Annotated in this window: 22 protein-coding genes; 7 read left to right on the top strand and 15 right to left on the bottom strand. The window is 58.8% G+C overall.

The window, feature by feature from the left end:
- Positions 1–64: 64 nt before the first annotated feature.
- The 4 genes from FFV09_RS14065 (at position 65) to FFV09_RS14050 (ending at position 4,787) form a co-directional block, all read left to right on the top strand.
- Positions 65–1,273 carry an LCP family protein gene (locus tag FFV09_RS14065; RefSeq protein ID WP_141448414.1) on the top strand — a complete coding sequence of 403 codons (1,209 nt, stop codon included), beginning with the start codon at positions 65–67 and terminating at the stop codon, positions 1,271–1,273.
- Between the two features lie 188 nt (positions 1,274–1,461).
- Positions 1,462–2,769, top strand: coding sequence for a glutamate-1-semialdehyde 2,1-aminomutase (locus tag FFV09_RS14060; protein WP_141448413.1), 1,308 nt, complete (start codon positions 1,462–1,464; stop codon positions 2,767–2,769).
- Between the two features lie 155 nt (positions 2,770–2,924).
- Positions 2,925–3,872: an ATP-binding protein gene (locus FFV09_RS14055; RefSeq protein WP_141448412.1), complete on the top strand. Its 948-nt coding sequence runs from the start codon at positions 2,925–2,927 to the stop codon at positions 3,870–3,872.
- Positions 3,873–3,890: 18 nt separating this feature from the next.
- The gene (locus FFV09_RS14050) at positions 3,891–4,787 is read left to right on the top strand and encodes a tetratricopeptide repeat protein (RefSeq protein ID WP_141448411.1); all 897 of its coding nucleotides are present in this window, start codon (positions 3,891–3,893) and stop codon (positions 4,785–4,787) included.
- A gap of 241 nt (positions 4,788–5,028) precedes the next feature.
- Here FFV09_RS14050 and FFV09_RS14045 read toward each other — a convergent pair whose 3' ends face one another.
- From FFV09_RS14045 to FFV09_RS14015, 7 genes are all read right to left on the bottom strand, one after another.
- Positions 5,029–8,184, bottom strand: coding sequence for a PAS domain S-box protein (locus FFV09_RS14045; protein ID WP_141448410.1), 3,156 nt, complete (start codon positions 8,182–8,184; stop codon positions 5,029–5,031).
- 225 nt (positions 8,185–8,409) lie between these two features.
- Positions 8,410–9,651, bottom strand: coding sequence for a stalk domain-containing protein (locus FFV09_RS14040; protein ID WP_141448409.1), 1,242 nt, complete (start codon positions 9,649–9,651; stop codon positions 8,410–8,412).
- A 78-nt stretch (positions 9,652–9,729) separates the two neighbouring features.
- The gene (locus tag FFV09_RS14035) at positions 9,730–10,011 is read right to left on the bottom strand and encodes a hypothetical protein (RefSeq protein WP_141448408.1); all 282 of its coding nucleotides are present in this window, start codon (positions 10,009–10,011) and stop codon (positions 9,730–9,732) included.
- Between the two features lie 94 nt (positions 10,012–10,105).
- The gene (locus FFV09_RS14030) at positions 10,106–10,966 is read right to left on the bottom strand and encodes an inositol monophosphatase family protein (RefSeq protein WP_141448407.1); all 861 of its coding nucleotides are present in this window, start codon (positions 10,964–10,966) and stop codon (positions 10,106–10,108) included.
- A 177-nt stretch (positions 10,967–11,143) separates the two neighbouring features.
- On the bottom strand, positions 11,144–11,911 hold the full coding sequence (gene fabI / locus FFV09_RS14025) for an enoyl-ACP reductase FabI (protein ID WP_141448406.1): 768 nt from the start codon (positions 11,909–11,911) through the stop codon (positions 11,144–11,146).
- 28 nt (positions 11,912–11,939) lie between these two features.
- Positions 11,940–12,257: a hypothetical protein gene (locus tag FFV09_RS14020; protein ID WP_141448405.1), complete on the bottom strand. Its 318-nt coding sequence runs from the start codon at positions 12,255–12,257 to the stop codon at positions 11,940–11,942.
- 579 nt (positions 12,258–12,836) lie between these two features.
- On the bottom strand, positions 12,837–13,925 hold the full coding sequence (locus tag FFV09_RS14015) for a D-alanine--D-alanine ligase (RefSeq protein WP_141448404.1): 1,089 nt from the start codon (positions 13,923–13,925) through the stop codon (positions 12,837–12,839).
- 349 nt (positions 13,926–14,274) lie between these two features.
- Between FFV09_RS14015 and acnA the strand changes: the two genes are divergently transcribed.
- Positions 14,275–17,019 carry an aconitate hydratase AcnA gene (acnA, locus tag FFV09_RS14010; RefSeq protein ID WP_141448403.1) on the top strand — a complete coding sequence of 915 codons (2,745 nt, stop codon included), beginning with the start codon at positions 14,275–14,277 and terminating at the stop codon, positions 17,017–17,019.
- A gap of 301 nt (positions 17,020–17,320) precedes the next feature.
- Positions 17,321–17,788 carry a GNAT family N-acetyltransferase gene (locus FFV09_RS14005; protein WP_141448402.1) on the top strand — a complete coding sequence of 156 codons (468 nt, stop codon included), beginning with the start codon at positions 17,321–17,323 and terminating at the stop codon, positions 17,786–17,788.
- 163 nt (positions 17,789–17,951) lie between these two features.
- Here the strand turns inward: FFV09_RS14005 and FFV09_RS14000 are convergent, their stop codons facing one another.
- Complete coding sequence (locus tag FFV09_RS14000; protein ID WP_141448401.1) at positions 17,952–18,467, bottom strand: GNAT family N-acetyltransferase; 516 nt, start codon at positions 18,465–18,467, stop codon at positions 17,952–17,954.
- A gap of 44 nt (positions 18,468–18,511) precedes the next feature.
- Entirely contained in the window at positions 18,512–19,255 is a 744-nt protein-coding gene (locus FFV09_RS13995) for an IclR family transcriptional regulator (protein ID WP_141448400.1), read from the bottom strand.
- 397 nt (positions 19,256–19,652) lie between these two features.
- Here FFV09_RS13995 and FFV09_RS13990 point away from each other — a divergent pair, with 397 nt between their 5' ends.
- Entirely contained in the window at positions 19,653–20,696 is a 1,044-nt protein-coding gene (locus FFV09_RS13990; RefSeq protein WP_141448399.1) for an alpha/beta hydrolase, read from the top strand.
- 153 nt (positions 20,697–20,849) lie between these two features.
- On the opposite strand, the gene FFV09_RS13985 is transcribed toward FFV09_RS13990, so the two are convergent.
- The 6 genes from FFV09_RS13985 to FFV09_RS13960 form a co-directional block, all read right to left on the bottom strand.
- On the bottom strand, positions 20,850–21,761 hold the full coding sequence (locus FFV09_RS13985; protein WP_246098343.1) for a lipoate--protein ligase family protein: 912 nt from the start codon (positions 21,759–21,761) through the stop codon (positions 20,850–20,852).
- A gap of 36 nt (positions 21,762–21,797) precedes the next feature.
- Complete coding sequence (locus FFV09_RS13980) at positions 21,798–22,331, bottom strand: hypothetical protein (protein ID WP_141448398.1); 534 nt, start codon at positions 22,329–22,331, stop codon at positions 21,798–21,800.
- A gap of 153 nt (positions 22,332–22,484) precedes the next feature.
- Entirely contained in the window at positions 22,485–23,078 is a 594-nt protein-coding gene (folE, locus tag FFV09_RS13975; RefSeq protein WP_141448397.1) for a GTP cyclohydrolase I FolE, read from the bottom strand.
- A gap of 105 nt (positions 23,079–23,183) precedes the next feature.
- Positions 23,184–23,480 carry a YneF family protein gene (locus tag FFV09_RS13970; RefSeq protein ID WP_141448396.1) on the bottom strand — a complete coding sequence of 99 codons (297 nt, stop codon included), beginning with the start codon at positions 23,478–23,480 and terminating at the stop codon, positions 23,184–23,186.
- A gap of 176 nt (positions 23,481–23,656) precedes the next feature.
- Positions 23,657–24,943 (bottom strand): tRNA epoxyqueuosine(34) reductase QueG, encoded by a 1,287-nt coding sequence (gene queG, locus FFV09_RS13965; protein WP_342782054.1) that lies wholly within the window; start codon positions 24,941–24,943, stop codon positions 23,657–23,659.
- 405 nt (positions 24,944–25,348) lie between these two features.
- A complete protein-coding gene (locus tag FFV09_RS13960) occupies positions 25,349–25,771 on the bottom strand; it encodes a GNAT family N-acetyltransferase (RefSeq protein WP_141448395.1) in 423 nt (140 codons plus the stop codon).
- Between the last annotated feature and the right edge of the window lie 434 nt (positions 25,772–26,205).

Raw genomic sequence — 26,205 nt, 5'->3', positions numbered from 1 at the left:
ATGCCGCAATGGCAAACGCCGAATCGATCTCTCCTATTTTGCAACAAGGAAAGGAAGAAAGCGAATGACAAAAAAAAGCAGGCTGACAATCGTCTGGGTGCTCGCCCTGGTCTTGGCTTCCGCCGCGGGTTACTCGATTTATTATTTTTCCAATCTGTACAATCAAGTGTCCAACCTGCAAAAAGTCGGGGAGTCTTCCCCGTTTCGCAATCTGCCCGTGACCGAGAAGACGGCCGCGCAGGAACCGCCCAAATGGGAAGGCCGCGAACCGGTTAACGTTCTGCTCATGGGCGTCGACGGCCGCGACTCGCTCGCCGGCGATATTCCCCGTTCGGACACGATGCTGGTCGCTTCGCTCGATCCCGTCCGCAAAACGATCCACATGTTCTCCATCATGCGCGACACGTACACCGATATTCCCGGATTCGGCAAGCAGCGTATCAATACCGCCATTACGCACGGACCGAATACGGCCATGGAAGCGGTCGGCGGCCTGCTGGGCATTCCGATCCAGTATTACGTCTATACGGACTTTCAGGGCTTTATCGCGCTGGTCGATTCCGTGGGCGGGGTAGACTTCAATGTTGAAAAAGATATGAAGTACCTCAGCGCGGCCGACGGACCGGAATACGATATCGATCTCAAGGCAGGCATGCAGCACCTCGACGGCCGGACCGCTCTCCAGTACGTGCGTTTCCGGCATGACCGCCTGTCCGACTTCAGCCGTACCGGCAGGCAGCGCGAGTTCCTCAAAGCGGTCGCGGACAAGTTGAAGTCGAATACTTCGATCATGAAGCTGCCCGACATTCTGGAGCAGGTCAATCCGTACATCGACACCAACCTGAGCGTCGGCGACATGTGGAAGCTCGCAAGCGTCGCCTACGACAGCCAAATCGGCGGCAGCGAACAGATTCCGCCGAATCCGCTGCTGCGCGAAGAGACGATCAAAGGCGCGGCCGTTCTCACCGTCAGCAGCCAGGAGAAGCTGGAAAGCTTCGTTCAGGATACGCTGAACGCTCCGGCTAAACCGGACGAAGCACAGAATGCGCTTGACGCTCCGGTAAAACCGGACGAAGCGACGCAGAAGCTTGACGCTCCGGTAAAACCGGACGAAGCCGCGCAGAAGCTTGACGCTCCGGTAAAACCGGACGAAGCCGCGCAGAAGCTTGACGCTCCGGTAAAACCGGACGAAGCCCCGCAGACGCCGGCCGTGCCCGCTCCTTCGGGCCGGAAGAACGAAGCGCTCGGCGAAGGCAGCGGGGAACTTCAATAAATCGCTGGGCCAGGCCGGCGAAAGCCGCGCAACGACGCAGCGCTGCCCAAGCTGTAACCAAATCGTCCCTGTACGCGGAATACAAAATTCGTTACGCTTAAAGGGCGCCTTGAACCAAGGCGTCCTTTGACTTGATCCGGCATCGCTTTGCGCATGCCGCAGCCCCTATATCGAAAGGATCGTGTACCATGAATCGTCCAAATTCCGAAAGACTTTACGCCGAAGCGCTCGAACATATCGTCGGAGGCGTCAACAGCCCTTCCCGCTCGTTCAAAGCGGTCGGCGGAGGCGCACCCGTGTTTATGCAGCAGGGCCAGGGTTCCCGTTTCCGGGACGTCGACGGCAACGAATACATCGACTACCTGGCCGCTTACGGGCCGATCATTACGGGCCACGCCCACCCGCACATCACCGAAGCGATCGTGCGCGCCGCGCAGAACGGCATCCTCTACGGCACGCCGACCGAGCTTGAGATCAAGCTTGCCAAGATGCTCAAAGACGCTATCCCGTCCATGGACAAAGTCCGCTTTGTCAACTCCGGCACGGAAGCGGTCATGTCGACGATCCGGGTCGCCCGCGCGTACACGAACCGCTCGAAGATCATCAAATTTGCCGGCTGTTATCACGGCCATTCGGATCTGGTGCTCGTCGCGGCCGGTTCCGGCCCGTCCACGCTGGGCATTCCGGACAGCGCCGGCGTACCGGCCAGCATCGCGCAGGAAGTCATTACCGTGCCGTTCAACGATCTGCCGAGCCTCGAAGAAGCGCTCCACCGTTGGGAAGGACAGATCGCGGCCGTCATGGTCGAGCCGATCGTCGGGAACTTCGGCATGGTCATGCCGGCTCCGGGCTTCCTCGAAGGACTGTGCAAGCTGACGCACGACCACGGCGCGCTCGTCATCTACGACGAAGTCATCACGGCGTTCCGCTTTCATTACGGCTCCGCGCAGACGTTCGCGGAACTGGACAATCACGACGCCATCATGCCGGATCTCACCGCGCTCGGCAAAATTCTCGGCGGCGGGCTGCCGATCGGCGCCTACGGCGGCCGCAAGCACGTTATGGACCAGGTCGCTCCGCTCGGTCCGGCTTACCAGGCCGGCACGATGGCCGGCAACCCGGCGTCCGTCTCGGCCGGCATCGCCTGCCTGGAAGTGCTGCAGGGCGAAGGCGTCTACGAGGAGATGAACCGCCTGGCGATCCGCCTGACGGACGGCATCGCCGAATCGGCGCGGCGCCGCGGCGTGCCGCTGACGATCAACCGCATTCGCGGCTCGTTCTCCACGCATTTCTGCGACCATCCGGTCACCAACTACGACCAGGCGCAGGATACCGACGGCGAAGCATTCGCCGCTTTCTTCCGCGGCATGCTGGACCGCGGCATCTGCCTCGCTCCGTCCAAGTACGAAGCGTGGTTTCTGACGACCGCGCACACGGACGCGGATATTGACGCCACGCTCGCCGCGGCGGACGAGACGTTCAAAAGCATGCGCTGAAGCGGCTTTCCCGCTTTGCACGCCCATTCCTGAGCCAGACCCTTGCAATCACCTTCGGCTCCGCTTAATCCGCGGGCCCGAAGGTGATTTTGGCATAGGCCCATTCCCATAGATGGGTTATGATAGTAACAAACCTGCAAGCGAGAGGAGATCCCATGGACGACGATAAAGAGCAGCGCCGCAAAAATCTCAAAGTGATCCAATTCGACAAAAACGCGGAGGATCTCGTCGAGATCGAGAAACCGCCCGTGACTTTCGCCGACGTCGGCGGATTGGAAGAGGTCAAGAAGAAGATTCGCATGAACTTTATCCTCCCGCTCCAGCAGCCCGAGCTGTTCGCGGCCTACGGCCGGGAAGCGGGCGGTTCCCTGCTGCTGTACGGACCTCCCGGCTGCGGCAAAACGTTTCTGGCCCGCGCGATCGCCGGCGAGATCGATGCGAGCTTTTTGCATCTGGAACTTCAGGCGATCCTGTCCATGTACATCGGGGGCAGCGAACACAATCTGCATGCCATTTTCGAAAAAGCACGCGCCGAAGCGCCCTGCGTCCTGTTCATCGACGAGTTGGACGCGCTCGGCGGCAGCCGCCACGGCATGCGCCAGCATCACGACCGCATGCTCGTGAACCAGCTGCTGGTCGAGTTGGACGGACTCGCGAGCTTCAACGAGAACGTCTTTATCGTCGGCGCGACCAATACGCCGTGGTATCTCGACTCCGCCCTGCGGCGCCCGGGACGCTTCAACAATCTGCTGTTCGTCACGCCGCCGGAAGAAGAAGAACGCGGCACGATTCTCAAGCTCAAGCTGCACGGCAAGCCGGCCGACGGAATCAACGTGCGCAAGCTGGCCGAGAGCACACCCCTGTTCTCCGGCGCGGATCTCGACCAGCTGGTGCGGGACGCGACCGAACTTGCGCTGGAGCGGGCGATGGAGACGGGCGAGATCCAACCGCTCGCGGAGACCGATTTCCGCCGCGTCCTGAAGACCCGGCAGGCGTCCACGCTCGACTGGTTCGCCACCGCGCGCAACTATGCCACGTTCAGCGACACGAACGGCGAATACGCGCAGGTGCTGGAATTTATCAAAAGGCACAAAATCCGCTAAAATCCCGGAGGTGGCGCGATGAGCGAAGAGATCAACGGCCCGGTCCCGCCGGGCGTGCGCGCCGAACGGTTCCAACGGCTGCTCGGCTGGGGCAAGCATAAGGAAGCGCTGGCCGAAGCCGGCGAATGGCTGCGCGAGGAGCCGGAGACGGCGGGGCCGTACAACGCGCTGGCGCTCGCCTATATCAATACGGACGAGTTCGACCGGGCGCTGGAATGCACGAACCAGTCGCTGCGTATCGATCCCGACGACGATGACGGCTGGTTCTTCCGCGCGGTTATCCATTACGCGACCAACGAGTGGAAATTGATGCGTGAAGCGGCCGAAGAAGCGCTGCGCATCAATCCGTATCGGGCGCATCTGTATTATTTGCTGGCCAATATGCACAACAAGCAGGGCAAGTTCGAACAGGCCCGCGTCAGTATCGAACAGGCGCTCGAAATCGACGCGGAGAACGGGTTGTACCATGCGCTGCACAGCTATGTGCTCGCCAACTGTCTGCGCTTCGACGATTCGATCGAATCGGCCGAGACGGCGCTGCGCGAAGACGTCGAACGCGCCCAGACGTTTCTGTATCTGGGCTGGGCGGCGGATCGGCGGGGCGACGCCAAAGGCGCCAAGACCATGATGGAACAGGCAATCCGGCTCGATCCCGACGACGAGCAGATCCGGACCGAATACATGCAGTCGCTGCAAAAAAACTTCTGGTTCTACCGGATCTTCACCCTGCCGGTGTTCTTCCGGCGCTTCAAGCCGTGGAAGCTGGTGCTGATCTGGATCATCGCGTCGATCGTGTTCCGGCCGCTGGTCATCCTACTTGTCATTTTGTACATGCTCAGCTTCATGCTGAGCAAAGCTTTCGTGCACGTCCAGGTGTACGGCTGGCGGCGCGCGCCGAAAAGGCGGGAGAAATAATCTCCCGCCTCAGGCTGTCGAGAAAGTCCTATACGTAGGAGAAGCTTGTCGACTGCGGGAGAAATTCGTTCCGGTCGCGTGTTGAAATCAGGAAAAAGGATCAAATTTGAATGGGATTTTCCTGATTTCAAAGGCGAACGCTGGCGCTCCTACACTGAATTTCTCCCTCCGCCTCCTCACTTTGTTCAGAATCAGACTTTCTCGACACGTTGAGGCGGGAGAAATAATCTCCCGCCTTTTTTTACGTTTGCGGATGCCGCCGCTGCCGCAAAAACTCCCGCCGGCGTCCGTCCCGGTCAAGCAGCACGCGCCGGATCTCCGGTTCCGAGATCGGCTTGAACACGTAGTCCTGCATGCCGCTCGCGAGGCATTCTTCCGCGAAGCCCGGCCGCACGAAAGCGGTCACCGCCACGATATACGGCACCGATTGTTCCGGCAGCATCTGGCGGATCAGCCTTGCCGCCGTCATTCCGTCCATCTGCGGCATCTGCACGTCCATGAACACAAGATCGTAGCGCTTTTTGGCCGCGGCCGCAAAAGCTTCGATGCCGTTCTCGACGATGTCCGCCCGGCAGCCGGACTTGAGCAGCAGCTCGCTGAGCAGCCGGCGGTTGACCGGATGGTCCTCCGCGATCAGGATGCTCAGGTTCTCCGGCTTCTCCGCTTCTTCGGCAAAGCCCGTGCCGCGCTCCGCGCCGCCATGTTCGTTCGAAGCCGCTCCGTCTGCGGCGAAGAGATCGGGCAGCGGTCTCTGGCCCGAGACGCTGCAGGGCAGCGTGAAGCGGAAGACCGATCCGACATGCTCCCGGCTCTCGACCCGGATCGTTCCGCCCATCAATTCGACCAGCCGTTTGGAGATCGACAAGCCGAGGCCGGTGCCTCCGTATTTGCGGTTCAGCCCGGGATGTAGCTGCGAAAACGACTGGAACAGGCGGTTCTGCTTGTTTTGGGCAATGCCCACGCCGGTATCTTCCACCCGGAAATCAAGCACCGGTTCGCGTTCGTCGGCGCCTTCGGCTACCGCTACCGAGACCGTGACCGAGCCGCTGTCCGTGAATTTGACGGCGTTGCCGATCAGGTTGGCCAGCACCTGCCGAAGCCGATCGGGATCGACGACGATTTCTTCCGGAACGTTCGGAGCGGCTTCCCAGCGCAGCGAGATGCCTTTGGCTTCGGCCTGGGCCGCGAACAATTCGGCGGCGCTCGCGATCAGAGGCGTCAGCAGCACGTTCTCGAATTCCAGGTTCAGCCCTCCGGCGTCGATCTTGCTGAAGTCCAGCACGTCGTTCAGAATGCGCATCAGCGAACGGCCGCTGTCTTGAATGATCTCCGCATATTCCCGCTGTCCCGGCATCAGCTCGGTCTCCAGCAGCAGGTCGGTCATGCCGAGCACCCCGTTCATCGGAGTCCGGATCTCGTGGCTCATCATGGCGAGGAATTCCGATTTGGCCGACGCGGTCTGCTCGGCCAATTCTTTCTGCCGCAGCACTTCCCGCTCGTTCGTCAGGTCCCGGAACACGACGACGGCGCCTTGAATGCGGCCTTTGTCCACGATCGGATTGACGTTGTATTCGATCAGGCAGCTCGACCCGTCTTTTTTCCAGATGACGCCTTCCTGAACGAGTCTCGGCAGGCCGTCGTTCAGCGTGCGGCAGATCGGACACTCCTCCACCGTATACGGAACGCCGTCCGTGCCGGAGTGCAGCAGCAGACTGTGGTTATCGTGCCCGATAAACTCTTCCTGCCCGTACCCGAGCAGATTGAGCGCAGCCGGATTGGCAAACATCGTCCGGCCGTCGTTGCCGATCCCGAAAATGCCTTCGGACACGGAATTCAAGATCAGCGTATACTCGTACCCGAGTTTTTCGATCTGCCGGATATACTGTTTGCGCTCGGTAATGTCGCTGGCGATGCCGTAGATGCCCACCACTTCGCCGTCTACGAAAATCGGGATATTGATAATATTCAGGTCGACTTTTTCGCCGCTCGCCCGCACGATGGAAGCTTCATAATTTTGCGGAATACCGCGGCAGGCCGCTTCGAAATACCGGTTCGTCCGGTCGAGGTTCTCGTCTTCGATCGCGGTGCGGTAAGACTGGCCGACCAGATCTTCCGTGCCGCAGCCGAGCAGAATCGCCATGCTCTGGTTGCAGGACGTGTAGACCCCTTCGAGACTGAGCGAATAGACGCCCGAAGGGTTGTACTCGAACAGCGACTTATACCGTTCTTCGCTTTCTTGAAGCTGCCGCTGCGCAAGCTTGCGCTCCGTGACGTCCCGCGATACGGCGATAATCTCGCGCGGCTCGCCCGTATGCTCGTCGTACGTGAAGCTTGCCGCGCTCTCCAGCCAAACGTAGTCCCCGCTGCGGGTCCGCACCCGGAATTCGATCGTGCTCGACGTGCCTTCTTCTCTCACTTTGCCCAAATACGCGGCCACTTTGTCCCGATCTTCGGGATGGAAAATATCGAACGAGCTTCGACCGACCAGTTCCTGCGACTTGTAGCCGAGAATATGGTCGGACGCCGGAGACAGGTACAGAAAAATCGAATCCGCGCTCTGCCGGGTAAACAAGTCCAGCGAATGTTCGGAAATCAATTGGAATTCCAGCTGGTTCTGGCGAATCTGCCATTCCAGCCGGGTCTGCTCCGTAATGTCCTGAATGCTGCCGACCAGGTGCATATCGCCGATACTTTTGCCCTGCGAACGTACCGTTCTGCGCTCCCCGCTGTCCGTCAGCAGGCTGTAGGTAATATCGTACGCCTCGCCGTCCCCGCAGCCGATCACCTGGTTTTTGACCTGCGTCCGGTCTTCGGTCACGATTCGCTTCAGCAGGTCCCGGGCTCCGCTCACCGACCCGCGGTCTTCGATGCCGAAGATGTCGTACATCAGGTCCGAGAACTGCAGGTCGTCGTTTTTCAGATCCCAATCCCAAAAAACGATTCTGGCCAGCTCTTCGGCCTGCTTGTGCCGTTCCGACGCATCCGCCAGTTTGCGTTCGGAGAGCTTGGCGGAAGTGATGTCCCGGCATACGATGTAGACGCCGAGCCGTTCGGACTCGTGCTCCAGCGGGACGAAATCAAGCTGCGCCTCGATCGGTCCGCCTTCTTTGCGCCGCATCGTAAAATCGACGGAAGCCGTTTTGCCTTTGACCGCTTCCGCAAAGAGCGACCGAAGCTCCAGCAAAGAAGCCCCGGAATCGGTCCGGAGTTCGTCCGCGATCTCCTCCAACTCCCGGGCCGTGAATCCGGTCATATTCAAAATAGCCGGATTGGCGTAGACGATCTCCCCGCGGCCGTCCAACATCACAATTCCGTCAGGGTGGTTCATTAACAACGAATGGTACAAGCCGCCTGCCGACACCAGCTCTTTGAGTCTCTCTGTCCGATTCTGCTTCAAAACGCGATATCCCCTTAATCGAAAAATGATGAGTTTTGTCCGTATCCTGCTCGTTTGTTTGGTACTCATTACCCTGACCTGCCGCAAAAAAAACGGACTCTCCGCATTCGCCCCCGATCCGGCAGACGCAGACGCTTCGGCCCCCGACGATCTTTTTCGATAAAAAAATCCGAAAGCGGTTAAGGCCGCTTTCGGATCAGAATGCTTTTTTCCGGCGAATCGCTGTTACCGATTGACGAATACGGTGCGCAGGCGAGGCGTATACTGCACTTCGAACCCGAGACCGTCCGCCAGAACGGCGAGCGGCACATACGTTTTCGACTGTCCGTTCACCTTTTCGGTGAAAGCCGGAATCTGGATCGCGGTCTTCTGGCCGTTGACCGTGATCGTCTTCTGGCCGACCGGGATGCCGACGCTGCGGCCGTCGAAGTCGATGCTGGCGGTGGACGTTTTGTTGTTCCATTTCAGCTCGGCGCCCAATCCGTCCGTAATGTCGCGCAGGACGACGAACGTCGTGCCGTTCTTGAGAATCGGCTTAAAGGCCGTGTTCAGCTCTTTGCCGGCCACGACGACCGCGACGGTCGTCGCGGGAACCGTCTTGCCGAGCGTCCGGTATTCTTGCCAGATCTGTTCGGCAAACGCTTTGGCCAGCGTCTCGTAGCCGACCTGGTTCGGGTGAATATCCTGACGGGCGATATGCGTCAGCTGCATTTCGCGTCCGATGAACAGCGGAGCGACCGAGACGGACTCCACGTGTCCGCCCGCCGCGTTCTGAGCGGCCACGACCGTGTTCAGCGTCGTCGCGTAAGCGGCGGACGCTTGATTCAGCGTCGCGTACAGCTCTTTGGCGGCAACGGCCGGAATCGGTTGATACTGATCGGCGATGACGATCCGGGCGTTCGGATTGATCTCGCGCAGGTCGCTCAGCACCTGATCCAGATTGACGGCATACGCCTGAAGCAGCGCCGCGACCTGCGGCGTCAGTTCGGCCGCGGTCGGCAGCTTGCCGCTCGTCAGCAGGGGCAGCAGATCGTTGCCGCCGATCGTGATCGTGATGACGTCGGCTTCCGCCACGTCCGTGCGGGCGGCCGTCACGCCGGCCGCGAAGACCGCGGCGTTCGGGTCGCGCAGGCCCGGCTGGATATCGTCGGCCGTCGTGTTCGCGTTGGCGCGCAGCGCTTCGACGTAGCGTTCCAGACCGGCGGAATTGAGGCCGGAAATGCCGTAATTATCGACTTCGGTCCGGCCGTGGAAGCGGGATTGCTCTTCCAGGCGCGGCACGAAGCCGTAGTATTCGGCAGCGGTCTTCTGCGGTTCGTACCCCGTCGTCAGCGAATCGCCGAACGATACGATTTTGTACGTGTCTTCCGCCGCAAACGTGTGCGAAGCGCCTGCGAGCCCGAATGCCGGAAGTACGAGCGCCGTGCAGATCAGCGCTTTCCAGCCTTTTTTGCTTAGGATATTCATGATTGTTCCCTTCCGGTCTATGGCGACCGCTCGAATTTGATCTGATAAAGCTCTGGGATGTATGAGGCAAGCCCTGCTTCAGTCCGCGCTGCCGTCCGGGTTCTTCGGAGTACGGGGCTGGGCTTTTTGCATGTAGTCGTCGTAACGGTCGTCGATCTCTTCGGCCATCTCCCGGTACAGGCGGGTCTCTTCCACGATCGGGTCCAGCTGCGTCTGCGTCCGGATCTCGTAGCGCGGCGAGATCAGCTCGCGCTCTTTGCGTTCGCGGTCGTCGTCCTTCATCTCGCCTGCCGTCAGCAGCTCGCTGAGTTCTTCTTCCAGTCGTTCCTGTCCGGGTCTGCGCCCTGCCGCATCGCTCATACTTATTCCTCCTCTAATGAATTCGACCGATAGTGCCAAGCCGGTGTCAAGCCGTTCCCTTTGCCAAAAAACAACCGTTCGGACAGGTCCCGGCCTAGACGCCGGTAGCGTCCGCTTCTTTCAATACGGTCAGCAGCTCGGCATGCAGATCGCCGTTCGTCGCGACGATATTGCGCACGCCGAGATGGTAGGCATGCCCGAGCGTATCGCTCACTTTGCCGCCGGATTCGGCGACGAGCAGCGCGCCCGCCGCGATATCCCACGCGTTGAGGCCGGCTTCCCAGTATCCGCTCAGGCGGCCGGCCGCCACGTGGGCGAGATGCAGCGCGGCGGAACCGCCCGCACGCAGGCTGCGCACGCGCGGCGCCAGCGCCCCGATACCGCGCAGATTGATCGGCAGCTTGACGACCGGATCGGCCGGAAAGCCTACCGCGATCAGCCCTTGGGCGAGGCGTTCTTCCCCGGATACGCCCATGCGCGCGCCGTGTACGTAGGCGCCTTTGCCTTTCTCCGCGACGAACATCTCGTCGCGCGACGGATCGTAGATGACGCCGATGATGACTTCGCCTTTATGCGCCAGAGCGATCGACACGGAGTAGAACGGGAATCCGTGCACGAAGTTGGTCGTTCCGTCGATCGGGTCGATGATCCAGAGATATTCTTCGCCTTCCGTTTCGGCCAGTGCGCGGATCGAAGCTTCTTCGCCCGGCTCCACGCTTTCTTCGCCGAGAATCGCATGATCCGGAAAATGGGTCAGGATGAGGCGGCGAATCATCTGTTCCGCGCCTTTGTCGATCTCCGTGACCAGATCCTGGGCCGACGTCTTCGTGGACAGCTGTCCGTGCGTGCCGACCCTGCTTTTGATCCATTCGCCTGCTTTGGCCGCCGCGTTGATAGCGACGGCGGTATAACTTTTGCCGGTTAGGACATAAGGGACTTTCTCGTTCGATTCCACAGGATTACCGCCTTTCTGGGGGATTTGGAAAAGAAAAAAATTAAGAGATTAATACATTAAAAGATTAAGAGATTAAGAGATTAAGAGATTAAGAGATTGAAAACTTAAAAGATTAAGAGAATCGCTTAGCGCGGGACCGCAAATCGCCTGGCCCGGAGGGGTCGGCGATTTTTGGTCCTAACCCATTACGTGATATCCGTTGTCAACGTAGAGCACTTCTCCCGTAATCCCGCGGGACAAGCCGCTCAACAAAAACATAGCGGCGTCGCCGACTTCGGCGGTCTCGGTCGTGCGCCGAAGAGGCGCTTTTTCTTCGACGATTTTGAGGATCGAGTTGAAATCGCTGATCCCTTTGGCCGCCAGGGTACGGATCGGGCCGGCGGAGATGGCGTTCACGCGAATGCCGGTCGGGCCGAGGTCGGCCGCCAAATAGCGGACGGACGCTTCGAGAGCGGCTTTGGCGACGCCCATCACGTTGTAGTTGCGCATCACGCGCTCGGCGCCCATATAAGTCAGGGTCACGATGCCGCCGCCTTCGGTCATCAGGGGATGCAGCTTCTGCGCGGCGGCGACCAGCGAATAAGAGCTGATGTCATGGGCCAAAGCGAATCCGTCGCGCGACGTGTCAACAAATTGTCCCGACAAGTCTTCCGCTTTGGCAAAAGCGATACAGTGCGCGATGCCGTGCAGCACGCCGAACTCTTCGCTCAGGCGGCCGGCCAGCGCTTCGATCTCCCCGTCGTCCGCCACGTTGCAGGGCAGTACGACGGAATTCGGCAGCGTGTCGGCCAACTTGCGAACCCGGCCTTCGACGCGCTCGCTCTCATACGTAAAAGCCAGTCTCGCCCCTTGGGCGGACAAGCTTTGCGCGATACCCCAAGCGATGCTGCGATCGTTCGCCACACCCATGACCAACATATTTTTACCCGCGAGCAGTTCTCCCATAACCTTTTCCTCCCCGGTTGTCCGTTCGTTATTCCTTGTCGCCGAAAAACATCTCGTGCGCCAGAGCCGTCAATACCCGCGATTCTTCGTCCGTCAGCTTGCGCACCAGATCCAGCTCGACCTGCGTGATTTCCTTGTCCTGAAAATTGATTTCCGCAATGGAAGCCGTGACGAGCACGATCGCGACCGCCCGGTTATCGGGGGTATACGCAATCACTTTTTGCCCTGTCGGAAATACGCGAAAACCGTCTTTGCGCATCTTGCCCCGTCCGTATTCGAGCAGTTCGTAAAGTTCCTGCTCGCTTTTGAATTTGCATACCGAATTGAATTCCGTTTCGAATCCCATGGATAAGCGCTCCTTTCGATTGGGTGATCTGCGGGTGAGTGGGATGAGAGTGAAAGAGATCAGTGAGTGAGATTAGTGAAAGAGATTAGTGAATGAGATTAGTGAATGAGTTGCGTGAACGGATTGAGTGAATGAGTTGTTTGGTGGGACTGGGGAATGCTTTTGGGAAAAGACTTATTAAAGATTATTGAAGATTATTAAAGATTAAAGACTATTAAAGATTAAAGACTTATTAAGGGATCTTTGAAAAGAGTATTTTGAAAAGATTTTAAAGAGTTAAGAGATTCTCTCAAGAACTCTTCCTATATAGAAAGAGTTCTTGAAGAGATTTAGGGAATCGCTTAGCGCGGGAACTGCAATCGCTTGGCCCGGAGGGATTAGCGATTCTCGTTCCTAAATCGCTTAGCGCGGGAACTACGAATCGCTTGGCCCGGAGGGGTTAGCGATTCTTGTTCCTAAATCGCTTAGCGCGGGAACTACGAATCGCTTGGCCCGGAGGGATTAGCGATTCTCGTTCCTAAATCGCTTAGCGCGGGAACTGCGAATCGCTTGGCCCGGAGGGATTAGCGATTCTTGTTCCTATCGGCCGTACTGAAGGTTGGTACGGGCTTCATGGCGTTCCAAAGCCAGCCCGATCAGGCGATCCAGAAGCGCCTGGTAAGACATGCCGGTCTCGCGCCACAGAAGAGGATACATGCTAAAAGGCGTGAAGCCGGGCATGGTGTTCACTTCGTTGATCAGGATCTTGTTGTCGGAGCGGCGGACGAAGAAGTCGGCGCGGCAGAGGCCGCTGCCTTCGACGGCTTTGAACGCGCGCACGGCAAGTTCGCGCAGCGAATCGGCCAGATCGGCATCGACGGGAGCCGGGATCATCATCTCGGATTTGCCGTCGATATATTTGGCGTTGTAATCGTAGTAATCGCCGGAAGATACGATCTCGCCCGGCACGGAAGCTTGCGGTTCGTCGTTGCCAAGCACGCCGACTTCCAGTTCGCGTCCGTCGATGAACGATTCGATCAGCACTTTGCGGTCGTACCGCAGCGCCAGGTCGACCGCGTCGATCAGCGCTTCCTGATCGCCCGCTTTGGAGATGCCGACGCTCGAGCCGAGGTTGGCCGGCTTGACGAAGCACGGATAGCCGAGCTTGGACTCCGCTTCCTGCAGCAGATCGTGCCGGCTAACCTGCCAGTCGCGTTCGCCGAAAGCGATGTAAGCGCCCTGTTCCAGTCCGGCGGCCGCGAACAGCTTCTTCATGACGTCCTTGTCCATGCCCGCCGAAGACGAGAGCACGCCCGCGCCGACGTACGGCAGTCCGGCCATTTCGAACAAGCCCTGTACCGTTCCGTCTTCGCCGAACGTGCCGTGCAGCAGCGGGAACATCACGTCGATGCCGCTTTCCCGGCCGCTCAGCGAAGCGAACATGGCGCCCGCCGCTTCGGCCGTTCCGCCCGCGGCGGATTCCAGTTTCATATCGTCCACGGCCTTCATCGGCGCGTCCAGCTTTCCGCCCATGCGCCATTCGCCGCGCAGGGTAATATAAAAAGGAACGATGTCATATTTCGTATAATCGAATGCATTCATTACCGCAAAACCGGTCTGCAAAGACACCTCGTGCTCGCCCGATTTTCCGCCGTATACCAGTCCTACCGTTACTTTGTTTGCTGTCATGTCTAAGCCCCCGTCAATTCGTTGAAATCTCTCTTCCCAGTATAGAGGATAGGCCGCCCGCCTGCAAAGAAAACCCGCATACCGCGAGCATGCCGAATTCGGAATTCCGCGGTCGTTTGAAGGCAAAAAGGACTTTACGCGCCGGATTGTAAACGTTATAATTAAAACAGAGATTTTTGAAATTTGGTTTCACTGAATGAAACTTTTGCTGAAATAGTCCCGCTTTTTCACGAACGGATGCGCTTGCACGACCGATTTGGGCGCTCCGTCCATCCCTGAATTCACGGACGGCTCCGGAATTTTTCCGAATGCCGCGCCGCTTCACCCCATTTCCCGAGGAGGTACACTCATGGCTTTGTCCGATCAATTCTCCGCCGCACGCACGCTCGAATCCGGCGGCAAGTCTTACCGTTATTACAGCCTGAAGGCACTCGAAGAACAAGGTCACGCGGGCATCTCCAAGCTCCCGTTTTCGATCCGCGTTCTGCTTGAAGCGGCCGTCCGCCAATTCGACGGACGCGCGATTACCGAAGAACACGTCAACCAAATCGCACGCTGGGCCGAAGAACGCGATGCCAACAAGGAAATCCCGTTTATCCCGGCCCGGATCGTCCTGCAGGATTTCACCGGCGTTCCGGTTGTCGTCGATCTCGCAGCGATGCGCGATACGGTCAAACTGAGCGGCGGAGATCCGAAGCAGATCAACCCGCTCGTACCGGTTGACCTCGTTATCGACCACTCCGTTATGGTTGACGCGTTCGGCACGTCCGACGCGCTCGACTTCAATATCAACCTGGAATTCGAACGCAACGAAGAACGTTACCGTTTCCTGCGCTGGGCGCAAACGGCATTCGATAACTTCCGCGCCGTTCCGCCGTCCACGGGCATCGTGCACCAGGTCAACCTGGAGTACCTCGCTTCCGTCGCGGCAACGAAGGTGATCGACGGCGAGACTTACGTCTTCCCGGATTCCCTCGTCGGCACGGACTCCCACACGACGATGATCAACGGTCTGGGCGTTGTGGGCTGGGGCGTCGGCGGTATCGAAGCCGAAGCCGGCATGCTCGGCCAACCGCTGTACTTCGTCACGCCTGACGTCGTCGGCTTCAAACTGACGGGCAGCCTGTCCGAAGGCGCGACGGCGACCGACCTGGCGCTGACCGTTACCGAAATTTTGCGCAAAAAAGGCGTAGTCGGCAAATTCGTCGAGTTCTTCGGTCCCGGTCTGAGCAATATCGGTCTGGCCGACCGCGCGACGGTTGCCAACATGGCACCGGAATACGGCGCGACCGTCGGCTTCTTCCCGGTCGATGCCGAGACGCTGACTTACCTGCGCAACACCGGACGCGAAGACGAGCAGATCGAACTGGTCGAGAACTACTACCGCGCCCAAGGCATGTTCCGTACGGACGACATGGCCGATCCGGAATTCAGCGACATCGTCGAACTGGACCTCGGTTCCGTCGTGCCGAGCCTTGCCGGACCTAAGCGTCCGCAGGACCGCATCGAGCTGACGAACATGAAGGGCAACTTCGAAGACATCGTGCGCACGCCGGTCGACAAAGGCGGCTACGGACTCAGCGACGAGAAGATCGCCGAGAAAGTCACGGTCAACCACAAGAACGGCAAGACGAGTGAAATGGGCGCCGGTGCCGTCGTTATCGCGGCGATCACGAGCTGTACGAACACTTCGAACCCTAGCGTTATGCTGGGTGCGGGCCTTCTGGCCAAAAAAGCCGTCGAACGCGGCCTGACGCGCCCGGAATACGTGAAGACCAGCTTGACGCCGGGCTCCCTGATCGTAACGGACTACCTGTTCAAGGCAGGACTGCTCGATCCGCTCGAGAAACTGGGCTTCTACGTGGCCGGTTACGGCTGCGCGACCTGCATCGGCAACTCCGGCCCGCTGCCGGACGAAGTCGCTCAAGTCGTTGCCGATAACGATCTGACCGTTGCGGGCGTCCTGTCCGGCAACCGGAACTTCGAAGGCCGCGTCCACGCGCAGGTCAAAATGAACTATCTGGCTTCCCCGCCGCTCGTCGTCGCTTACGCGCTGGCCGGCACGGTGAACATCGATATGGCGACCGAGCCGCTCGGCTACGACCAACAAGGCGAACCGGTCTTCCTGCGCGATATCTGGCCGACTTCCCAGGAGATCCGCGATGCGGTCGCCATGGCGATCACGCCGGAAATGTTCCGCCTGAAGTACGCGAACGTCTTTACCGCCAACGAACGCTGGAACGCGATCGAAGTGCCGGAAGGCGAACTGTACGAGTGGGATTCCAACTCGACGTATATCCAGAACCCTCCGTTCTTCCGCTACCTGAACGACGGAATGAAGGATATTGCCGATATCAAGCAATCCCGCGTACTGGCCCTGCTGGGCGATTCGGTCACGACCGACCATATCTCGCCTGCGGGCAACATCGCGCCGAAGAGTCCGGCCGGCCTGTACCTGGCCGAGCACGGCGTCGAACGCAAAGACTTCAACTCCTACGGCTCGCGCCGCGGTAACCACGAAGTCATGATGCGCGGCACGTTCGCCAACATCCGGATTCGCAACATGGTGGCTCCGGGCACCGAAGGCGGCGTAACGAAGTACCTGCCGACCGACGAAGTGATGTCGATCTACGACGCTTCGATGAAATATCAAGACGAAGGCCAGAACCTGATCGTGCTCGCCGGCAAAGAGTACGGCACAGGCAGCTCCCGCGACTGGGCGGCCAAAGGCACGATGCTGCTGGGCGTCAAAGCCGTCATCGCGGAAAGCTTCGAACGGATTCACCGCAGCAACCTCGTCGGCATGGGCGTACTTCCGCTCCAGTTCGAAGAAGGCAGCACGTGGAAATCCCTCGGCCTCGACGGCCGCGAGACGTTCGACATCTCCGGCTTGAGCAACGACGTGAAACCGGGCCAGAAATTGACGGTATCCGTCACGCGCGAAGACGGAACGACATTCGACTTCAACGCGATCGCTCGTCTGGACAGCATGGTCGACGTGGATTACTACTATAACGGAGGCATCCTGCAAACGGTACTTCGCCAAATGATGAAAGTCGCAAATGGCGAAAAGCCTTTGAAAATGCAAGAATAACCCGGACACAGGATTCGATTTCATGAATCCTGTGTCTCGGAGACCCGGAAACAGGATTCGATTTTATGAATCCTGTTTCTCGGAAACCCGGAAACAGGATTTGATTTTATGAATCCTGTTTCTCGGAAACCCGGGCAGCCAAAACGGGAATCCCGTAAGCTTCCCAAGCAAAAAGCTCCACTCGCGAGTTGGCGAGTGGAGCTTTTTTTATGCAATCCGATGGCCCGATGACCTTTGGATACTTTGCTTTTGATTCCGTCACGGCCTGTCAGCTTCCATCCCGATCCCCAGGAGGTTTTCCATGGAAAAACAACCGCTCGTTATCCGCTCGCTCGCCGCAGACGAACTTCCCCCGACAGACCTGCTGCTGCTCGCCGATCCTTCGCTTCCGATCGTGGAAGATTACCTGCGCCGAGGCACCTGCTTCGTCGGCACCGTTCAAGAGAAAACGGTCGGCGCGTTTGTCCTGCTGCCGACCCGGCCGGAAACGGTCGAGATCGCGAACGTGGCGGTCGACGAACGGCTGCACGGTCAGGGCTTCGGCCGGCAGCTCGTACTGCACGCGATCCGAGCCGCCCGGCAAGCGCGCTACAAGACGATCGAGATCGGAACCGGCAACTCCAGCATCGGCCAACTCGCATTGTACCAGAAATGCGGCTTTCGCATCGTCGGCGTCGACCCGGACTTTTTCATCCGCCATTACGAGAAAGAGATTTACGAGAACGGCCTGTTATGCCGTGACATGATCCGCTTATCGCTGAATCTATAAGGCCACGTCATCCAGCCGTGACATGATCCGCTTATCGCTGAATCTATAAGGCCACGTCATCCAGCCGTGACATGATCCGCTTATCGCTGAATCTATAAGGCCACGTCATCCAGCCGTGACATGATCCGCTTATCGCTGGATCTATAAGCAAATCCCGCCTTCTTCATTGCAGAGGCGGGATTTCTTTTTCCATCACATAATCGTCCATAATGAATCCGTTACCGATATCGGCGGCTTGTTCACGCACGGTGCGGAAGCCTTTTTTGGTATAGACCGCGATGCTGGAGGCGTTGTCCCGGTTGACCGTCAGCCAGATCGCGGTCAGCCCCCGTTCGCGGCACAGGCGCTCCAAATACTCGTCGGCCCGGCTGGCATATCCGCGGCCGCGGTAAGGCTTGGCAATGTAGAATTTGCTGAGGAACAGCTTCCCGTCCGCTTCCCGCACCGCCATATAACCGACGTCGGCGTCTTCGCCGCGAATCAGGTAATACACGTAGCCGCCGCGTTCTATCTGCTCCGTGATCGCGGGAACCGACTGAAACTTCTCAAGCATGTAATCGATCTGCTCGCGGGTGATCAGGGACACGTAATGTTCGCGCCAGATCTCCGCCGCCAGCTTGGCTGCTGCCGCAATCTCTTCTTCCTGCTCGATTCGAATAAAAGTAACTTCCTTGTTCATACGGCATGCTCTCCTTATCTCTTGTTCTGACAGACCGCCGAGTGTCAGCGAATCATCAAGCCCATCTGGCGCGCACGTTCCATCAGCAGCGGCGCGTACCCTTCCAGCTTCTCCACCGGCAGGCGCGCAAGCGGCCCGGAGACGGACAGCGCGGCGGCCAGATTGCCTTTGAGATCGAAGATCGGAGCGGCGACCGACGTCGCGCCCTGCTCCCGTTCTTCGACGCTGATCGCGTACCCGGCGGCGCGGATACTTTTGAGTTGGTCGCGGAATGCCGAGCGTGCGACCGAATCCGGCCAGATCGGGTCGCTCAAAATATATTCCTGCTCCCGTTCGCTCGCGAAAGCGACCAGAATCTTGCTCGACGCGCCGACGTACAGCGGCAGCCGGGCTCCGACCGGCGCGACGCGGCGAATCGCCTGGTTGCTCTGCACGGCCTGGATGCGCAGCCGTTCGCGGCCGTCCCGCACGTAGAGACTCACCGTCTCTTCCAGCTCGTCGCGCAGCTTCTCCATCGTCGGCAGCAGCAGCAGCGCCGGATCGTCGGTATTCGACAGATGCGCGGACAGCTCCCAGATCTTGATACCGAGCCGGTACTTCTCGGTGGAAGCGTCGCGGCTGACGAAGCCTTTGTCCTCAAGCGTGGTCATCAGGCGGTGCACGGTGCTTTTGTGCAGGCCCGCTTCTCCGGCGATCTCTGTCAGGCTGAGACTTCCGCTGCGGGTAAAACACATCAATATATCGAGCGCACGCTCTACGGCGCGAACCGTTAATTTGCCGTCTTCCATACAGGTCTACCTTCTCTCTGCGCATTTCGATCGGAAATTTGGGTTTCAATCCGGCACCGGCACGTTTGATACTAAAGATACGGCTGGACCGGCCTTTGTTTATTTATAAATATAGCATATTTTTGTTTCATTGGATGAAACAAAAATAATTTTTATGAAACTGCGTTTCCCCGAAAAGCGCTGGTTGCCCTGCGTGCCGTGCACCTTTTCGACGTCCGCGCGAGACGGACATCCCAAAAAGATTGCACAGAACGCCGCCCCGATCCGATAAAAGGATTAGGTTTGACTTCCGCTTCGCCGACGCATACGATAAATACACAGAACCGCTCCCAATTTTCTACACAATTCGAGTCGGCAGAGTAAGCAGGACCAAAATCTTACACAAGGAGAGACCGCGATGAATCCCGCTTCCGGAAGCGTCGCTCCGCCTGCGCGCCACAACGCCGCGCAGGCGGACGACAACGTCAAGGAAATCTCGCCGGGCCCTCGCCGGTTGCGTAACATAGCAGTGGCTCTATTTTTATCGATTCTTTTCTTTCTGATCTTTTGTTTTGTCGCGCTGCACGCCTATATCGCCTGGGTCTTGTCCAACCCGACCGTCGCTCCGCTTTATTCCAACCCCAAGCAGGCGGCGGGCATGGCCTACGAAGATATTACGTTTCCCGCAGTCGACGGAAGCCGCATCATGCAGGGCTGGTATATCCCGGCCGAAGGTACGGATTCGAAGAAAACGATCGTGCTCAGCCACGGCTATGGAGCCAATCGCGAAGAGACCTGGGTTCCGATGTATGATCTGGCGCATTACGCGCACCGTCTGAATTTTAACGTTATCATGTTCGATTACGGCTTTGCTTCGCAGGGCAGCAAGGAAGTCGCGACCGGCGGCAAAAAAGAAACGCAGCAGCTGCTCGGAGCCGTCCAGTACGCCAAGCAAAAAGGCGCCGAACAAGTCGTCGTCTGGGGCTTCTCGATGGGCGGAGGCACCGCGCTGCAGGCCGCCCTGATCAGCGACGATATCGACGCCATGATTCTGGACAGCGCCTTCCTGCTGCAGCCGGACACGCTCTACCACAATATTCGGCAGAATATCGCGCTTCCGCGCCATCCGTCGCTCGAAATCTTGCAGTTCCTGTTCCCGATCCTCAACGGAACGAGCCTCAACCAGATTCCGTACCAGAAAGTCGAACAGGAAGATTACCCGATTCCGATCTTTTTTATCCACGGCACGGAAGACACGAAAGCGCCGTACGAGATCGCCGAGCAGCTCGCCGCGAACCAGACCAACCCGAATTCGCGCTCTTGGATCGTCAAAGACTCGCATCACGAACTGATCTTCCGCGAACATCCGCGCGAGTATTTGCGCCGCGTGTCCAACTTCCTCGGCGATATCCGCCTTGCGGAGCAGGACGAGATCGAAAAAGGCGAGATCGGCGGCTCTTAGAGTCGTAAGCTTTGTCAGCCGACCCGCAGATGCAGCGCTGCAAGGGGGCGCCGCATACAACCAAAAAGCCGTTCCGCAAACCGCCTGCACGGTTTCGGAACGGCTTTTCTTTGGGTTGACGCTTTTTGGGTTGACGCTTTTTTGCGTCCCCCTTCACCCTTTATCGTAACGCGCCCGCAGCTGCTCCGACAACCGGTCCAGCTCGTCCATCGGCAGCTCCGGCGCTTGTTCGAGAATCGTCGCTCCGGCGCGTTCGATCATCCAGTCTTCGAGCGAAGAAATGTAGGCTTCCGCCGACGGGACGCCCGCAAGCTCGTCCAGACTGCCCATCGAACCTTCCCGCACTTCCGGGTACGCGTCTCCCGGCGCCAGCGTTCCGGACGCCTCGTCGTAAAATTCGCGGGCCAGACGCCGGCGGTCTTCGCCGCTGCCGTCCACGATCACGAACGCGCTCAGAATGTACGCTTTCGTCTGCCTGCGCTGCGCGATGCCGCAGAACTTGCGCCCGTTCACGCTAACGTCGTAATCGCCCGGGCAGAACGCTCCGGCGATCTCGCCGGCTCTGGACTCGTTCGTCCACGGCGAAGCCGCTCCCGAGATCAGCGAGACCATGTGCCCGAAGTCTTCGTGCAGCGCAATCTTGCGATCGGGGTTCGGCAGGATGATCGACACGTTCACGACGCCTTCGTCGAGCGGCACCGCCGCTCCGCCCGATATCCGGACAGCGACCGAACAGCCTTCGCCTCTCAGCTTCTCCATGGCCTGAGGGGCGCGGGGCAGCCGGCGGTCGCGCATGCCGATCGTCAGCGCGTACGGATGCCGCCAGATGTGCATGATCGGCGCTTCGCCTTCGCCGACCCGGCGGCACATCATCTCTTCCCAGGCGATCTGATACATGATGTCTTCCGGCATGTTCTCAAGCGGCGGAGCCCAGATACGTATGCCTTCGGGCCAGATCGAATCGCCTCTGGACGACGTTCCTTCCGCCGCTTCCGTTGTTCCTTGTATCGCCGAATCGCCGCCGTGCGCCGATTCCCGTTCGTTTTCCGGCCGTTCCGTGTGCATCCGCGATCGCTCCCCTGTCCGATTTTTAGAAACCGTTTAACCGCCTTCGACGAACCTCAAGCTTTTGGCCATTTCGGTCAACAGCGGCAGCGCTTTGGCCGGGTCGAGATAGGTGAACGAGACGACATACGTCTGTCCGTCATGCTCCACCTGGAAAAAGTCCGCCACGCGGCCGTCGTTGATCGAGCCTTTGTACTCTTCGTACCCCATCAGCTCTTCCGTGCGATCGCGCATCAGCGAAGCGTCGATCAACGAATTTTGCGTCACGGTCATGAAGATCTGCTGGCTTTGGAAGCCCCAGGCCGTATCGTTTCCCATCTTGAACGCTGTCGCGCCTTCCGGCAGGTAGACGCCGACCGGCAGCTTCGGATGACGCTCGAACGTGCCCGCCGCCGTCTGCCCGTCCCAGTTCAACTGCACCTGCTCGTTCGGATCATACGCCTTGAAGTCGAACAGCTGCTCCGTGCCTTCGAGCGGCTCCGACTCCTGATGCCCGACCCAGGCCGGCTTGCCGCATGCGGTCAGGACGAGCAGCAGCATGAGCGCCAGTCCGATTGCCGTTTTTCTCATTTCTTCCCACTCCTTTCGTCGTTCACCGGAAATCCGCGTTCTCTCTTCCCGGGCTGAAAAAAGAACCCCCCGGCTCAGGGCCGGGCAGGTTCCTCTTGCTTGCGCGCATCCGGGGCGGCTTCGTCAGCCGCTTGCGAACGCGCACCATAGCCTTTAATTCTTGATCAGCGTGAGACATTCGGCACGCTGGGCCGCGTCGTTGCGAAGAACGCCGCGAACGGCGGTCGTGACCGTCTGGCTGCCCGGCTTCTTGACGCCGCGCGCACACATGCACAAATGCTCGCCTTCCACGACGACCATCACGCCTTTGGGTTGAAGCACCTCGACCAAAAGGTCGGCGATCTGCGTCGTGATGCGCTCCTGCACCTGCAGGCGGCGCGTGACCGCTTCGGCCAGACGGGCAAACTTGCTCAGCCCGGCGATCCGGCCGTTCGGGATGTATCCGATATGGATTTTGCCGAAGAACGGAGCCATATGGTGCTCGCATTGGCTGTAATAAACGATGTCTTTGACGATCACCAGCTCTTCGTGGTGCTCGTCAAACGTGACGCCCAGCGCTTCGCGCGGATCGACGTCGTACCCGGCAAAAATCTCTTCGTACATCCGGGTCACGCGCGCCGGAGTATCCAGCAGCCCTTCCCGCTGCGGGTCCTCGCCGATCAGTTCCAGAATTTTGGCGATATGGTGCTCGATCTGTTCCCGGTTGTCGCCAACCTTCTTGTTCGTGTAATCGTTCACGCCGGCCATGCTTCGCTCCTCCTTGCCTGATGCAGGGATCGGGTTCGAATCGACGAACCTGTCAGACGATCCTTGCATGCGCCGGAACCTTCATGAGGGTTCCGGCTCGTGCGTTTATTTTCTCCGCTTGTTGCCCGGAGGAAACGCGTTGCCTTTCGGCGCTTTGCCGCCGGGCATTCCGCCAGGCATTCCGCCCGGCATGCTGCCGCCGTTTTTCTTCATCATCTGCTGCGCCTGCTGCATCTGTTTGCCGTTCAGATTGTATCCCATCTGCTTGGCCATTTTTTGCAGCATTTGCGGGTCATTCTGCATGCTGGTAAGCTGGCGGCGCAAGTAGTACACGCCGATAAAGAATCCGCCGACCAAACCGACGATCAATGTGACGATCGGTATCACGTAATTCCACCACATCGTTGATGTCACCCCACGTTTTTATGCGACTTATGCGCCCTCGGGCGCACGAGTTAAGTTTATCACGAGGCGGCATTTGCCGCAATTTATAATTGCCGCCGGCAGCTCGGCTTTCGCTGCCGGACCGCATGCCGGACCACATATCGGAACGCATACCGGAGCGCGTATGAGGTCCCTTATCGGTCCCGGGTATCCGGGCCGATGCCCGGGATGCCCGGCCCGGCTTCCGCCTCCGCTTCGGGCCGCGGCGCCCGCGCAGGGTCGCCCTTCGCCGGGCGCGGCCTGCGGCCTTCGCGCGCTTCGCTCAGCGCAAGACCGATCCGCCGCAGCACTTCCTCCTCCGGCTCCAGCGCCTGCGCGGCCAGCAGCGCCTCTTCCGCGGCGCTGCCGCCGATCCGGCCGATCGCCCAGGCGGCCGTGCCGCGCAGAACCGGACGCGGATCTTCGCGCAGCACTTCGGCGAGCTTCGGCATCGCCGCCTCGTCCTTGAAGTTCCCGAGCGCGATCACGGCGTTGCGCTGGATCGGTCCCCGGCCGCGCCAGGCCGCCGCCGTCTCGCCGAACTGCTCCTTGAACTGCCGGTTGCTCAGATCGAGCAGAGGCAGCAGCAGCGGCTTCGCCTTCTCGGGGTCCGGCTGCAGCTGCGCGTGATGCGGCCAGTGCTTGCCCTTGTTCTTGGGGCAGACGATCTGGCAGGTGTCGCAGCCGTACAGCCGGTTGCCGATCTTCATCATGAATTCTTCGCTCAGCAGTCCCTTCGTCTGCGTCAGAAACGACACGCAGCGCTGGGCGTTCAGCTCGCCGGGTCCGACAAGCGCCCCGGTCGGGCAGGCGTCGATGCAGCGCGTGCAGTCGCCGCAGTCTTCCTGCACTTCTTCGTCCGCGGAGAACGGAATGTTCGTGATCAGCTCGCCGAGATAGATCCAGGAGCCGTATTTGGGCGAGATGATCATGCAGTTTTTGCCCTGAAAACCGATGCCGGCCCGGTGCGCCACCGCGCGGTCCGACAGCACGCCGGTATCGACCATGCTGACGACGTTGGCCCACGGCACCTTTTCCTTGATAAAAGCGACCAGCCGGTCCATCGCTTCGCGCAGCACGTGATGATAATCGCGGCCCCACGCCGAGCGCGCCATCATGCCCCGGGTGCGGCCCGGTTCCGATTTGGGCGCGTTCTCAAGCTTCGACGGATATGCGACGGCGATCGCGATCAGCGACTGCGGATCTTCGTGGCTGAGCGCCGGATAGGTACGCTTGTCGAGATCGGGCTCTTCGAAGCCGGATTCGTAGCCTTTGGCCCGGTGCACTTCGAGCCGTGTTCGCAGCGACATAAAAGGTTCGGCCGAAGCGAATCCGATGTCGTCGATGCCAAGCGAAGGCGCGGCCGCGATAATCTCGCGCTTCAGCGTCTCCCATGAAGCGCCGTTCGCCGCGGCCGCGCCGAGCGTTGCCCGTTCGTCCATGCCGATGCCTCCTTTTCGTTGGGGATTGTTTTATTCGCAAAAAAAGACGCTTGATCCGGATCGCGTAAGCCTGCCGGAAGCGTTCTTCGGTTGATGTGCCAAAACTGCATGACGAGAAGCGCCTTATCGGCGCTTCTTCCATTTTACCTCTATTCGAAGCGCAAATCTATTCAACCCGCAAATTCTGTTCAACCCGCAAATCGGGCGGCAAAATAAAAAGCATCCCCGCACTCTCCAGCGTCCGCAGCGGCAGGCAAGCCGTGCGGACGCCCGAGGAAACGGGCATGCTTATCAAGTTCAAGCGGTTCCTTTCCGGGGAACCGGCGTGTTTGTCTGGTGTCCGGCTGACGCGACGCCTACCCGATACTCCCCGTATCCGGATGACGCGCGCTTAGGCGCCGAGGTTTACACGGCCAGAATGCTAAGCTTCTGGAACGCGTTCAAGATGCGGTTCGCTCCGTAGCCCATCGCTTCGTACAGCGGGAATGCAGGCGAGTTGTGCTCGTCTCCCGACACGAAGATGCTGCTGACTTTACGCTGCTGGAAACGGCCTTCAAGCTTGGCGACCATCGCTTTGCCGATCCCCTGACGACGGTAATCCGGATGCACGGCGATCCGATAATAACAGCCCATTTCACGTTCGATCGTGCCGATCAGCACGCCGACGAGCTCGTCGCCGTCTTCCGCGACAAGGATCAGTTCCGAATCCCACGACAGCTGCCGGGAAAAAGGACCGATCGTCTTTTCATAACATTCTTCGGATAAAGCCACCTGCAAAAGTTCCGTTACACGGCTAGAATCACTTAACTGAAAAGAGCGAACGTTCATGCTTGAATCTCCTTCTTCTATAGAAAATGGCAGCATATGCGAAAAAGCAGACCTTGCACCTTATTTTCGCAAACGCTTACTTGAATCAGATTTTTACAGAAAAAAAGAAGTCTGTTTACAAAAAAGGCGGAAAAAATGCGTGGTTTCCAGCGGGTTTACTTGGCTCACACGATTATTAAACCATAACTGACACGAAAAAACATTACTTTTCTTTTGGAAGCGCTACATTTCGAGTTTTTCGCTTCTTTCTCGACACTTTCTTTGCGCAGAACCCGAACGACCCCCGATTTATAATAAATCAAGCGCTTTTTACACCGTTATGACGTTTTTAACAATTCATGCTCCGCTTTTTGTATCCCGGTAAAAAGTCACGGAGAAAAAATGACCTATTGATTTAAAGAAAGCGTTCCTGTTTAATAAAGAGGTATTGACGT

This window comes from Saccharibacillus brassicae (assembly GCF_006542275.1).
Classification (GTDB): domain Bacteria; phylum Bacillota; class Bacilli; order Paenibacillales; family Paenibacillaceae; genus Saccharibacillus; species Saccharibacillus brassicae.
This window is presented reverse-complemented; position numbering and strand designations above follow the sequence as displayed.

What these genes read in the sequence shown, in the direction of transcription:
- FFV09_RS14065 (WP_141448414.1), top strand. Translation starts at nt 65, where the DNA reads ATGACAAAAAAAAGCAGGCTGACAATCGTCTGGGTGCTCGCCCTGGTC.
- FFV09_RS14060 (WP_141448413.1), top strand. Translation starts at nt 1,462, where the DNA reads ATGAATCGTCCAAATTCCGAAAGACTTTACGCCGAAGCGCTCGAACAT.
- FFV09_RS14055 (WP_141448412.1), top strand. Translation starts at nt 2,925, where the DNA reads ATGGACGACGATAAAGAGCAGCGCCGCAAAAATCTCAAAGTGATCCAA.
- FFV09_RS14050 (WP_141448411.1), top strand. Translation starts at nt 3,891, where the DNA reads ATGAGCGAAGAGATCAACGGCCCGGTCCCGCCGGGCGTGCGCGCCGAA.
- FFV09_RS14040 (WP_141448409.1), bottom strand. Translation starts at nt 9,651, where the DNA reads ATGAATATCCTAAGCAAAAAAGGCTGGAAAGCGCTGATCTGCACGGCG.
- FFV09_RS14035 (WP_141448408.1), bottom strand. Translation starts at nt 10,011, where the DNA reads ATGAGCGATGCGGCAGGGCGCAGACCCGGACAGGAACGACTGGAAGAA.
- fabI (WP_141448406.1), bottom strand. Translation starts at nt 11,911, where the DNA reads ATGGGAGAACTGCTCGCGGGTAAAAATATGTTGGTCATGGGTGTGGCG.
- FFV09_RS14020 (WP_141448405.1), bottom strand. Translation starts at nt 12,257, where the DNA reads ATGGGATTCGAAACGGAATTCAATTCGGTATGCAAATTCAAAAGCGAG.
- FFV09_RS14015 (WP_141448404.1), bottom strand. Translation starts at nt 13,925, where the DNA reads ATGACAGCAAACAAAGTAACGGTAGGACTGGTATACGGCGGAAAATCG.
- acnA (WP_141448403.1), top strand. Translation starts at nt 14,275, where the DNA reads ATGGCTTTGTCCGATCAATTCTCCGCCGCACGCACGCTCGAATCCGGC.
- FFV09_RS14005 (WP_141448402.1), top strand. Translation starts at nt 17,321, where the DNA reads ATGGAAAAACAACCGCTCGTTATCCGCTCGCTCGCCGCAGACGAACTT.
- FFV09_RS14000 (WP_141448401.1), bottom strand. Translation starts at nt 18,467, where the DNA reads ATGAACAAGGAAGTTACTTTTATTCGAATCGAGCAGGAAGAAGAGATT.
- FFV09_RS13995 (WP_141448400.1), bottom strand. Translation starts at nt 19,255, where the DNA reads ATGGAAGACGGCAAATTAACGGTTCGCGCCGTAGAGCGTGCGCTCGAT.
- FFV09_RS13990 (WP_141448399.1), top strand. Translation starts at nt 19,653, where the DNA reads ATGAATCCCGCTTCCGGAAGCGTCGCTCCGCCTGCGCGCCACAACGCC.
- FFV09_RS13985 (WP_246098343.1), bottom strand. Translation starts at nt 21,761, where the DNA reads ATGCACACGGAACGGCCGGAAAACGAACGGGAATCGGCGCACGGCGGC.
- FFV09_RS13980 (WP_141448398.1), bottom strand. Translation starts at nt 22,331, where the DNA reads ATGAGAAAAACGGCAATCGGACTGGCGCTCATGCTGCTGCTCGTCCTG.
- folE (WP_141448397.1), bottom strand. Translation starts at nt 23,078, where the DNA reads ATGGCCGGCGTGAACGATTACACGAACAAGAAGGTTGGCGACAACCGG.
- FFV09_RS13970 (WP_141448396.1), bottom strand. Translation starts at nt 23,480, where the DNA reads ATGTGGTGGAATTACGTGATACCGATCGTCACATTGATCGTCGGTTTG.
- queG (WP_342782054.1), bottom strand. Translation starts at nt 24,943, where the DNA reads ATGGACGAACGGGCAACGCTCGGCGCGGCCGCGGCGAACGGCGCTTCA.
- FFV09_RS13960 (WP_141448395.1), bottom strand. Translation starts at nt 25,771, where the DNA reads ATGAACGTTCGCTCTTTTCAGTTAAGTGATTCTAGCCGTGTAACGGAA.